Here is a 10,874-nt window from a genome sequence, read left to right as displayed (position 1 = left end):
CCAGCCGGTCCAGTTCGGTGCCGTCGCCACCCTGCGCGACCGCACCGAACTGGACCGGCTGGGCCGGGAACTGGACTCCACCCGCGGCCTGATCGACGCGCTGCGCGCCCAGGACCACGAGCACGCCAACCGCATGCACACGCTGCTGGGACTGCTCGAACTGGAGATGTACGACGACGCCGTGGAGTTCGTCGGCGAGGTCGTCGGCGAGCACCGGGCCACGGCGGAGCAGGTCACCGAGAAGATCCGGGACCCCCTGCTGGCCGCCCTGCTGGTGGGCAAGGCGACGGTCGCGGCCGAGCGCTCGGTCGCCCTGCGGGTCTCGGACCGGACGCGGCTGCCGGACCGGCTGGTCGACTCCCGGGGGCTCGCCACCGTCGTCGGCAACCTGGTGGACAACGCCCTCGACGCCGTCGCGGGCACACCGCACGCGCGCGTGGAGATCGAACTGCGCGCGGAGGGACGCACGGTGGTGCTCGTGGTGCGGGACACCGGGCCCGGAGTTCCGCGGGAGCACCGCGAGTCGGTCTTCACCGAGGGCTGGTCGACCAAGGAACCGCCGGCCCACCGCGAGCGCGGCATCGGGCTTCCCCTGGTGCGCAGGTTCGCCGAGCGGCAGGGCGGCAGCGCGGCCGTCGGGGAGGCGCCCGGCGGAGGCGCGGAGTTCACCGTCGTCCTGCCCGAGGCCCTGACCGAGCCGGCCGCCGCACCCGCTCTCACCGGGGGCCCCGCCCCGCGGACCACCACGGAGGAAACGTGTTGATCGAAGTTCTGGTCGTGGACGACGACGTCCGGGTCGCGCGGGTCAACGCCGCCTACGTCGAGAAGGTGCCCGGTTTCCGGGTCGCCGGGACGGCGCACAGCGCGGCCGAGGCGCTCGCCGCTCTGGAGGCGCCGCCCCGGCCGGACCTCGTTCTCATGGACCACTACCTGCCCGACGGGACGGGGCTCGAGGTCGTCCGGGAGATGCGCCGACGCGGCCACCCGAGCGATGTGATCATGGTGACGGCCGCGCGCGACGTGTCCACCGTGCAGGCGGCGATGCGCCACGGCGCCCTGCAGTACCTGGTCAAGCCGTTCGCCTTCGCCGGTCTGCGCGCCAAGCTGGAGGCGTACGCGGAGCTGCGCCGCACCCTCGACGGGGGCGGCGAGGCGGAGCAGGCGGAAGTGGACCGCATCTTCGGCACCCTGTCGGCGCCGGCCGAACCCCGGCTGCCCAAGGGGCACTCGCCCACCACCGCCGAGCTGGTGCGGCAGGCCCTGTTGCACGCCGACGGCCCGCTGTCGGCCCAGGAGATCGCCGAACGCACCGGGGTGAGCCGCCAGACCGCCCAGCGCTATCTGAAGCTCCTGGAGCGCACGGGACGGGCCACGCTAACCCTCAAGTACGGCGACGCGGGCCGCCCGGAGCACCGTTACACGTGGGCGACCCGCGCCTGAGGGCACGGCCCGTGGGGGTCGGGGGCAGGACCGTGCCCTCCCTCCCTGCCGACACCGGCGCCGCCCGTCCCCGCCGGTGTCCTACACCGCTCCCGCGCCGGTCAGTGAGCGGACCTCGGTCTCCGCGTGCCTGGCCTCGTCGGGGACCTCGGCCGAGGTGGCCGTGCCGATCCAGCCCGCGAGGAAGCCCAGCGGGACGGAGACCAGGCCCGGGTTCTGCAGCGGGAAGAGCTGGAAGTCGACGCCGGGGAAGAGGGCCTCGGGGCCGCCGGACACCACGGGGGACAGCAGCACCAGCACCACGGCCGGGACCAGGCCCCCGTAGACGGCCCACACGGCACCCCGTGTGGTGAAGCCGCGCCAGAACAGGGAGTAGAGCAGCACGGGCAGGTTGGCGGACGCGGCGACGGCGAAGGCGAGGCCCACGAGGAAGGCGACGTTGAGGTCGCGGGCCAGCAGGCCGAGGGCGATCGCGACCACGCCGATGCCGACGGCGGCGAGGCGGGCCACGGCCACCTCGCTGCGCGGTTCCCCGCGCCGCCGCCGCAGGGAGGCGTACAGGTCGTGGGCGACCGACGCCGAGGAGGCGAGCGTGACCCCGGCGACCACGGCGAGGATGGTGGCGAAGGCGACCGCGACGACGATCGCGAAGAGCACCGTTCCGCCCGTGGATCCGGCCCCGCCGCCCAGGTCGAGCGCCAGGAGGGGCACCGCCGTGTTCCCGGACGTGTTCGAGGCGCGCACGGCGTCCGGGCCGACGAGGGCGGCGGCGCCGAATCCGAGCACGATCGTCATCAGGTAGAACCCGCCGATGAGCCCGATCGCCCAGACGACCGAGCGCCGTGCCGCCCGCGCGGTGGGGACGGTGTAGAAGCGGGACAGGATGTGCGGCAGCCCGGCCGTGCCGAGGACCAGCGCGAGCCCCAGGCTGATGAAGTCCAGCCGCGCGGTCCAGTCCCCGCCGTAGGCGAGCCCGGGTGCCAGGAACGCCTCCCCGTGACCGCTGCGCTCGGCCGCCGTGAGCAGCAGCCGGTTGAAGTCGCCGTGGAACCGCAGCAGGACCAGGACGGTCAGCGCGACGGTGCCGCCGAGCAGCAGGACCGCCTTGACGATCTGGATCCACGTGGTGGCCCGCATGCCTCCCAGCGACACGTAGATCACCATGAGCGCGCCGACCCCGATGACGGTCCAGGCCCGCGCCGCCTCGCCGGTGCCCCCGAGCAGCAGCGCGACGAGGCTGCCCGCGCCCACCATCTGCGCCACCAGGTACAGGACGGAGACCGTGACCGACGAGGTTCCGGTCGCGACGCGCACCGGACGCTCCCGCATGCGCGCCGCGACCACGTCGGCGAGCGTGAACCGCCCGCAGTTGCGCACCAGCTCGGCGACCAGGAACAGGACGACCAGCCAGGCCACCAGGAAGCCCACCGAGTAGAGCATCCCGTCGTAGCCGACGAGCGCGATGAGTCCGGAGATGCCGAGGAAGGAGGCGGCCGACATGTAGTCGCCCGCGAGGGCGAAACCATTCTCCATCGGCGAGAAGAGCCGGCCGCCGGCGTAGAACTCCTCCGCGGAGCCGTGCCGGTGGCGGCTCACCCACGTCGTGATGCCCAGCGTGACCGCGACGAACGCGCTGAACAGCAGCAGGGCCAGCGTCTGGTGGTCGCCCGTCATGCCGCGCCCCCTCTCTCCCGCGCCAGCTCCTGGGTGTCCCAGCGCAGTTCCAGCGCCGCCCGGTCCCTGCGCAGCCGCGCGTGCCGCGCGTAGGCCCAGGTGAGCAGGAAGGTGGTCAGGAACTGCGCGAGCCCCGCCAGCATGCCCGCGTTCACCGCGCCCGCCACGGGCCGCGCCATCCACTCCGGCGCGGTCGTGGCCGTCACGACGTACGCCACGTACCAGGCGAAGAAGAGCACGGCCGCCGGGACCACGAACCTCCGGTACCGGCTGCGCACCTCCCGGAAGGCCTCGCTGCGCTGGACCTCGAGGTAGACGTCGGCCGGGGCCCGGTCCTCGCCCCGCGGCGTAGGCACCGCCGCCGGCGCCCCCGCGTCGGCCGACTCGCCCCAGCCCGAGGCCAGGGCGTCGTACCAGGGATCGTCGTACCTCATGTCCCCGGCTCCCCCGCCGGGAACCGGGGGGTGGTCGTCGACGTGCCCGACAAAACTCACATGGCCGCCCCCGCCCGCGCGGGTACGGCCGTTGCTCGACTGCATGCCCAAGGATGGACAGAACGGGAAGATCCCCGACTCTTCTTCCCGTTCCTCTTCACTCCATCAGGTGACCCGGCCTCGCGGGCGCCCCCTCGGGCGATCCGGCCCCCGTGGGCGTCCGGGCGGCCGCTAGGCGTCGATGCGGGACCGGTCCAGGGTCGCCGCGGAGCTGGAGATGAACTCCTTGCGGGGGGCGACGTCGTTGCCCATGAGCAGGTCGAAGACCTGCTCGGCGGCCTCCAGATCGGTGAGGTTGATCCGGCGCAGGGTGCGGTGGCGCGGGTCCATGGTCGTCTCGGCCAGCTGGTCGGCGTCCATCTCGCCGAGGCCCTTGTACCGCTGGATCGAGTCCTTGTACCGGATGCCCTTGCTCTGGAACTCCATGAGCTTGTCGCGCAGCTCCCGGTCCGAGTACGTGTAGACGTACTTCTCCTGCCCCCTCTTGGGCTGGACCAGCTCGATGCGGTGCAGCGGCGGCACCGCGGCGAACACCCGGCCCGCCTCGACCATGGGCCGCATGTAGCGGTGGAACAGCGTCAGGAGCAGGGTGCGGATGTGGGAGCCGTCCACATCGGCGTCGGTCATCATGATGATCTTGCCGTAGCGGGCCGCGTCGATGTCGAAGGTCCGCCCCGACCCCGCTCCTATGACCTGGATGATCGCACCGCACTCGGCGTTCTTCAGCATGTCCGTCACGGACGACTTCTGAACGTTGAGGATCTTCCCGCGGATCGGCAGCAGCGCCTGGAACTCCGAGTTCCGGGCGAGCTTCGCCGTACCGAGCGCGGAGTCGCCCTCGACGATGAACAGCTCGCTGCGGTCGACGTCGTCGCTGCGGCAGTCGGCCAGCTTGGCGGGCAGCGTGGAGGACTCCAGAGCCGTCTTGCGGCGCTGGGCGTCCTTGTGCTGGCGGGCCGCGATGCGGGTCCGGGCCGCGGCGACGGCCTTCTCCAGGACGACCCTCGCCTGCTGGGCGGCGTCCCGCTTGGTGGAGGTCAGGAAGGCCTTGAGTTCGCGGGAGACGACGGTGTTCACGATGCGGCGGGCCGCCGAGGTGCCGAGGACCTCCTTGGTCTGGCCCTCGAACTGCGGCTCGGCCAGGCGGACCGTGACCACCGCCGTGAGGCCCTCCAGGGCGTCGTCCTTGACGATGTCGTCCTCGGCCACGCGCAGCATCTTCTTCGCGCGCAGCACCTCGTTCATCGTCTTGGCGACGGCCTGCTCGAAGCCGGCGACATGGGTGCCGCCCTTGGGGGTGGCGATGATGTTGACGAACGACCTGACCGTCGCGTCGTAGCCGGTCCCCCAGCGCAGCGCGACGTCGACACCGAGCTCGCGGGTGACCTCGGTGGGCGTCATCTGACCGTGCTCGTCGAGGACGGGGACGGTCTCCTTGAAGGTGCCCTGCCCGGTGAACCGGAGGGTGTCGCAGACGGGCCTGTCGGCGGCCAGGAACTCGCAGAACTCACTGATGCCACCGTCGAAGCGGAACGACTCCTCGCCCTTGCTGCCCCCCTCGCCGAGCCCGTACTCGTCGCGGACGACGATGGTCAGGCCGGGCACCAGGAACGCGGTCTGGCGGGCGCGCTGGTGCAGCGTCTCCAGGGAGAGCTTGGCGTCCTTGAGGAAGATCTGGCGGTCGGCCCAGTAGCGCACACGCGTGCCGCTGCGGCTCTTCGGGATCTTCTTGGCCTTGCGCAGTCCGTTCCCGGCCTCGAACTTCGCGTCCGGGCCCACGGCGGCGAAGGCTCCGGGGACACCGCGCCGGAAGCTGATCGCGTGGGTGTGCCCGCCGCGGTCCACCTCGACGTCGAGCCGCGCGGACAGGGCGTTGACGACGGAGGCGCCGACGCCGTGCAGACCGCCGGAGGCGGCGTACGAGCCGCCGCCGAACTTGCCGCCCGCGTGCAGCTTGGTCATGACGACCTCGACGCCGGAGAGGCCGGTCTTGGGTTCGACGTCGACCGGGATGCCGCGGCCGTTGTCCCGGACCTCCACCGAGCCGTCGTCGTGGAGGACCACCTCGATGCGGTCGCAGTAGCCTCCGAGGGCCTCGTCCACGGAGTTGTCGATGATCTCCCAGAGGCAGTGCATCAGACCCCGGCTGTCGGTCGATCCGATGTACATGCCGGGGCGCTTCCGCACGGCCTCGAGCCCCTCGAGGACGAGCAGGTGCCGCGCGGTGTAGTTGGAACCGTCCCGGTCTGCTCCTGCCAGCAGAGCTGTGGACGGCACGGACGTATCGGCGGTCACGCGGTTCGCTCCTCGCTGAATTTCAGGTGGGGCCCTCATGGGTAAGGGCGCGACTTCGGTTAACGGTGAGAGGGTACCGAGGCCTGGTAGAGCCGTTGTAACGCCACCCTCGCCCGAGTCCACCCTAGTCGAGAGTCGCATGCCTGTTCGATCGCTCGATGGAGTGAAGCACACATCACGTTCCCTTCGAGGCATGAACCATTTAGGCTCCGGGCACGTCCTCATGAACAACCGGCAACCCTGCCGGGAGGGCGGACCACCTATAAGAACGCGAATCCGTACGACACATCAGACACGCACTACGGCACATTCGCCGCCAACCGGCAGCAGCCAGCCGTCTCGGAAGATTTTTTCGAAGAGAAGCCGCGAGCGGGAACGTTTGGGGCTGGTTGGATGTTGACCCTGGTACGACAGCTCGTCGAGCTAGAGAAGAGGCGACGTGACTACTGTTCTGACCCCCGCGAGCCCGCTGACGGCCGCCGATCGCTGCGACCGCTGCGGCGCCCAGGCATACCTGCGCGTCGTCCTGCTGAGCGGCGGAGAACTGCTCTTCTGCGCCCACCACGGCCGCAAGTTCGAGCCGGAACTCAAGAAGATCGCCGCTGAGATACAGGACGAGACGGAGCGGCTGACCGCTCCCCGGGCGACCGCTCCCGACGAAGAGCGCTGACGCCTCGCGTCCGACGACGAGCCGACCGGCACAGGCCGGTGGACGGGCGGCTCCCCCCTTTCCCGGGAGGCAGCCGCCCGTCTCGCGCCCCGGAGCCCTTCGGGACCGCTCGGACCCGTCGGACGCCCCCGCGGCCCTCCTGCCGGCCTGCGCGCCGCCTACCCGAGGGCCCGCACGACGGCGGACACCCGCGTGTACACCCCCGGGCTGCCCGCCCAGCCGCAGCCCGCGCCCCAGGACACCAGGCCTATCAGCCGCCCCTGGGCCACCAGCGGCCCACCGCTGTCCCCCTGGCAGGCGTCCCGGCCCCCTGCCGTCTCTCCCGCGCACAGCATCGTCTCGGCGCGGTACGTCCCGGCGGGACCCCCCGGATAGGCTTCCTCACACAGCGTGTCGGGCTGCACACGCACGCGCGCCGCGTGCAGACTGCCCGCATAGGCGCCGGAGCCCGTGGTGTCCCCCCACCCGTAGACGGTGGCTCGCGTACCCGCCCGGTACGCGGGGTCGCCCGCCCCCGCCATCGCGATGACCGCGCTCGAGGGAAGCGGCTCGGCCAGGGTGAGCACGGCGAAGTCGCCGGAGTTGGTGGCACCGTCGTAGGCCGGATTCACCCAGGTCTTGCGCACCGCTATCTCCCGGCCCCGGTCCGAGAGCAGGTCCGCGCGCCCCGTGATGACCCTGAGGTCGGGTATCCGGTCCGGCGGCGCTCCCAGCACCTCCTCGTCCATGCAGTGGGCCGCCGTGAGCACGGTGGTCCGGCCGACCGCCACACCGCCGCAGAACTGACCGGCTCGCGTACCCCCGAACCGGTCACGGCTGGACAGCGCCACGGTCCAGGGACTTTCCACCGCATCGGCCGGGAAGCCGCCGACGACGATGCTGTCGGCGACCGCCGGAGCGGCGGCGGCCATCGGTATGACGGTCGTGACGGCCGCGAGAACCAGAGGCCGGGCCAGGGCCCGGACGAGACGACGACGCATGCACGCTCCTCACACTGGGGTGGTCGTGGAACACCCAGAGTGATCCACCCCGTCGTGGGGCGCACCCGCGCAAAGCGAAGGCCCGGCCCCCGTTCCCGGGGGCCGGGCCTTCGCGGACGTGTCGTACGCCTGCGCCGCGCGGCGACCGGACTAGTCGAGGTAGTCGCGCAGCACCTGGGAACGCGACGGGTGGCGCAGCTTCGACATGGTCTTGGACTCGATCTGGCGGATGCGCTCGCGCGTGACGCCGTACACCTTGCCGATCTCGTCGAGGGTCTTCGGCTGACCGTCGGTGAGACCGAAACGCATGGAGACGACGCCCGCCTCGCGCTCGGACAGGGTGTCGAGGACGGAGTGCAGCTGCTCCTGCAGAAGCGTGAAGCTGACCGCGTCGGCCGGGACGACCGCCTCGGAGTCCTCGATGAGGTCACCGAACTCGCTGTCGCCGTCCTCGCCCAGCGGGGTGTGCAGCGAGATGGGCTCACGGCCGTACTTCTGGACCTCGATGACCTTCTCCGGGGTCATGTCGAGCTCCTTGGCCAGCTCCTCCGGGGTGGGCTCGCGGCCCAGGTCCTGGAGCATCTGGCGCTGCACGCGCGCGAGCTTGTTGATGACCTCGACCATGTGCACCGGGATGCGGATGGTGCGGGCCTGGTCGGCCATCGCGCGGGTGATCGCCTGGCGGATCCACCAGGTGGCGTACGTGGAGAACTTGTAGCCCTTGGTGTAGTCGAACTTCTCCACCGCGCGGATCAGACCGAGGTTGCCCTCCTGGATGAGGTCCAGGAAGAGCATGCCGCGGCCGGTGTAGCGCTTGGCCAGGGAGACCACCAGACGGAGGTTGGCCTCCAGCAGGTGGTTCTTGGCGCGGCGCCCGTCCTCGGCGATGATCTCCAGCTCGCGCTTGAGCTTCGGCGCCAGCTTGTCGGAGTTGGCCAGCTTGTCCTCGGCGAACAGGCCCGCCTCGATGCGCTTGGCGAGCTCGACCTCCTGCTCGGCGTTGAGCAGGGGCACCTTGCCGATCTGCTTGAGGTAGTCCTTGACCGGGTCGGCGGTGGCGCCGGCGGCGGCGACCTGCTGGGCGGGGGCGTCGTCCTCGTCCTCGTCGGAGAGCACGAAACCGGCGCTCTCGGCGCCCTCGGGCTCCTCCGCGACCTTGGTGTCCTCGAGGACCTCGTCGTCGACCAGCTCGACGTCGTCCTTCTTGGCGGTGGTCTTCTTGACGGCCGTCTTCTTGGCCGTGGTCTTCTTCGCCGCCGCCTTCTTGGCGGTGGTCTTCTTGGCGGCCGCCTTCTTCGCGGGCGCCTCCCCCTCGGCGGCGGGGTCGGCGGCGGAGGCCGCGGGCGTGGCGGTGGCTGTGGCCTTCCGGGTGGTCGCCGCCTTGGCCGCGACCGTCTTGGTGGCGGTGCGCTTGGCGGGGCTCTTCGCTGCGACGCTCTTGCGGGTGCGCTTGGGTTCTGCGGCACTGACCATCAGCGTCACACCCTCTTCCTCGAGGATCTGGTTGAGGCTGCGCAGTACGTTCTTCCACTGAGTGGCCGGAATCTGGTCGGCTTCGAAGGCCCGACGCACGTCATCGCCGGCGATCTGCCCCTCAGCCTTTCCCCGCTCAATGAGCGCCATGACAGAGACGGACTCGGCGATCTCCGGCGGGAGCGTACGGGATGTGCTGGCCGACACGAACAACCTCTCGGAACGTTGGAAAACGGCTTCCGGCCCCGTCCACGACGGACAGGAGCCGACCGCCGGCTTGGGGATGGGCCGACGGTGCGGGCGGGGGCCGGGAGATGCACAGCGCCTTCGACGGCGTCCGTATTCCTCCGCGGCTGTCACCTCTTAGGTCATCGCGTTCTTCCCAGGAGCGTTACGCCCAATCCGCGTGGCCCGAGTCACACCCCGTAAGTATTCAGAAACCGTCAGACAGGTGCAAAAACTTTCATTCGGGACGAGGGGGGTGCCTCTTCGGGCCTCCTACCCCCTTTTCGCCGCCGGACCCCGCGGGATCGTCGACGATCCCGCGGGGTCCGGCGGGGGACGGCTCATCGGTGGGGCGCTGCCACAGGAGGGGATGGCAGGCCGGACCGCACCGTCCGCGGAACGCGTTCAGTGCTCGCGCGGAGCGGGCACCACGCGTTCGACCTCGGGGTGGACCGTGAGGAGCTGGCGCATGGCCGCCTCGGCCGCCGCGCCGTCGCCGTCGGCGAGGGCGTCGACGATCCTGCCGTGGTGCGCCAACGACGCCTCGTTCGGCCGCTCACAGCCCGTGACCGGGCCGCCCGACACCTGGAGCGCCGCGGACACGATCCCGGAGAGGTGCTCCAGCATGCGGTTGCCGGCGACCTGGATGAGCAGCGAGTGGAACTCGGCGTCGGCACGGGCGAACGTGAGCGCGTCACCCTGCCCCATCGCGTGGCCCATGATCTCCACCATGTCGGACAGACGCTGCTGGACGTCCTCGCGTCCGTGGCCGGCCGCCAGACGGGCGGCGAGCGGCTCGATCGTCCAGCGCAGCTCGCTGAGCTCACGGCGCTGGTCGTCGCGCTGCGGCCCGAAGGCCCGCCACTCGATGATGTCCGGATCGAGCAGGTTCCAGTCACTGACCGGGCGCACCCGCGTGCCCACGTTCGGGCGCGCGCTGACCAGGCCCTTGGCCTCCAGGACGCGGAGCGATTCGCGCACGACGGTGCGGGAGACCTCGAAGCGCTGGCCGATCTCCTCGGGCACCAGCGGACGGTCGGCGCCCAGATCGCCGGAAACGATCATCTGACCCAACTGTTGGACGAGTTGGCCGTGCAGCCCGCGTCCACGGCTGCCCGCGGCACGACGGCTCACGCGGCCCAGCTCCGGATCCGTCCCCTCCCAGGCAGGGGCCCCGACGCGGTCGGCGGACGCCTCGGCGTAGGGGTAGCGGTCGAGTCCGCCCGAGCTCGCGAGGCCGGAGTCTGCGGAGCGGGCGGCGGTCATCATGGTGTGCGCAAGGGTACTCACGCATCCTTTGTCGGCGTCGACCCCAACTCCCTTGAGGGCTTTGGTGAAAAGCACACGAAAGGGTGATCGCTCACCTCGTCGCAATTGACGCCTTATCGGAAAGAAACGGACTTTTCTCGGGGAGTTGTGGCCACGGACGCATCGATCCGTGCACGGGCGGCCGTCGTCGAAGCCTGCTCCGCAGGGTCGTGAGCAGATAGGCGCAGAGCAGCACCGTTAGCGACAACACCAGCGCACCGCCCACGAGTTGGGCGACCACCCGCAGCACCGTCTCCAGATGGCGTTCTCCCCCGAAAGGCCACCGGAGCGACAGGGCTTCTCGCACCCGCGCCG

9 protein-coding genes and 1 pseudogene are annotated in these 10,874 nt (G+C 71.0%); 3 read left to right on the top strand and 7 right to left on the bottom strand.

What is annotated here, in order from left to right:
* Together B7L92_RS09805 and B7L92_RS09800 are read left to right on the top strand one after the other, a co-directional pair.
* Window positions 1–763 (top strand): sensor histidine kinase (locus B7L92_RS09805; protein WP_143626280.1); only part of this gene is annotated, 763 nt, incomplete at its 5' end.
* Window positions 760–1,440, top strand: a complete 681-nt coding sequence (locus B7L92_RS09800; protein ID WP_081237049.1) for a response regulator — start codon at window positions 760–762, stop codon at window positions 1,438–1,440. The genes B7L92_RS09805 and B7L92_RS09800, both read left to right, overlap by 4 nt.
* 81 nt (window positions 1,441–1,521) lie before the next feature.
* Here the strand turns inward: B7L92_RS09800 and B7L92_RS09795 are convergent, their stop codons facing one another.
* The 3 genes from B7L92_RS09795 to B7L92_RS09785 all read right to left on the bottom strand — a co-directional run bounded on the left by B7L92_RS09795 (window position 1,522) and on the right by B7L92_RS09785 (window position 5,903).
* Entirely contained in the window at window positions 1,522–3,114 is a 1,593-nt protein-coding gene (locus B7L92_RS09795; protein WP_081237048.1) for a monocarboxylic acid transporter, read from the bottom strand.
* The gene (locus B7L92_RS09790; RefSeq protein ID WP_107501426.1) at window positions 3,111–3,548 is read right to left on the bottom strand and encodes a DUF485 domain-containing protein; all 438 of its coding nucleotides are present in this window, start codon (window positions 3,546–3,548) and stop codon (window positions 3,111–3,113) included. The genes B7L92_RS09795 and B7L92_RS09790 overlap by 4 nt, the downstream gene beginning before the upstream one ends.
* 231 nt (window positions 3,549–3,779) lie before the next feature.
* Entirely contained in the window at window positions 3,780–5,903 is a 2,124-nt protein-coding gene (locus B7L92_RS09785) for a DNA gyrase/topoisomerase IV subunit B (RefSeq protein ID WP_081237046.1), read from the bottom strand.
* Between the two features lie 439 nt (window positions 5,904–6,342).
* Between B7L92_RS09785 and B7L92_RS09780 the strand changes: the two genes are divergently transcribed.
* A complete protein-coding gene (locus B7L92_RS09780) occupies window positions 6,343–6,573 on the top strand; it encodes a DUF7455 domain-containing protein (RefSeq protein ID WP_004982549.1) in 231 nt (76 codons plus the stop codon).
* Between the two features lie 158 nt (window positions 6,574–6,731).
* On the opposite strand, the gene B7L92_RS09775 is transcribed toward B7L92_RS09780, so the two are convergent.
* The 4 genes and pseudogenes from B7L92_RS09775 to B7L92_RS42170 all read right to left on the bottom strand — a co-directional run.
* Window positions 6,732–7,553 carry a S1 family peptidase gene (locus tag B7L92_RS09775; RefSeq protein ID WP_081237045.1) on the bottom strand — a complete coding sequence of 274 codons (822 nt, stop codon included), beginning with the start codon at window positions 7,551–7,553 and terminating at the stop codon, window positions 6,732–6,734.
* 150 nt (window positions 7,554–7,703) lie between these two features.
* The gene (locus B7L92_RS09770) at window positions 7,704–9,233 is read right to left on the bottom strand and encodes an RNA polymerase sigma factor (RefSeq protein ID WP_081237050.1); all 1,530 of its coding nucleotides are present in this window, start codon (window positions 9,231–9,233) and stop codon (window positions 7,704–7,706) included.
* A gap of 423 nt (window positions 9,234–9,656) precedes the next feature.
* On the bottom strand, window positions 9,657–10,541 hold the full coding sequence (locus B7L92_RS09765) for a FadR/GntR family transcriptional regulator (protein WP_081237044.1): 885 nt from the start codon (window positions 10,539–10,541) through the stop codon (window positions 9,657–9,659).
* 70 nt (window positions 10,542–10,611) lie between these two features.
* Window positions 10,612–10,874, bottom strand: a pseudogene (locus B7L92_RS42170) (hypothetical protein); the annotation flags it as partial.

It is taken from the genome of Streptomyces viridosporus, assembly GCF_002078235.1.
Taxonomy (GTDB): domain Bacteria; phylum Actinomycetota; class Actinomycetes; order Streptomycetales; family Streptomycetaceae; genus Streptomyces; species Streptomyces viridosporus.
This window is presented reverse-complemented; position numbering and strand designations above follow the sequence as displayed.